This window comes from Brevibacillus daliensis (assembly GCF_021245735.1).
Classification (GTDB): Bacteria; Bacillota; Bacilli; order Brevibacillales; family Brevibacillaceae; genus Brevibacillus_B; species Brevibacillus_B daliensis.
In genome coordinates, this window is the sequence record NZ_JAJISB010000007.1 from 1 (window position 1) to 258 (window position 258).

The 258-nt window shown below is 44.6% G+C and carries 1 pseudogene; it reads left to right on the forward strand.

Annotated elements, in window-relative coordinates:
• Window positions 1-258, forward strand: a pseudogene (locus tag LM917_RS09020) (DNA mismatch repair endonuclease MutL); the annotation flags it as partial.

Here is a 258-nt window from a genome sequence, read left to right on the forward strand (position 1 = left end):
CGAATACTTCATGCGTAAACTAGAAGAAGCCGATATATCTAGCCAAATGCTGCTTTTCCCTCATACCGTGGAGTGTACATCCCAGGAAGAGGCAAAGCTTCAGAAACGGCTAGATCTCCTTCAGTCTTTCGGACTGGAAATCGAATGGTTCGGAAATCGAACGTTTATCGTTCGCGCCCATCCTCAATGGTTCCCGCAAGGAAGTGAGATTGAAGTAATTGATGAATTGATTCAATTTGCCCAGACAGTAAGTGATCA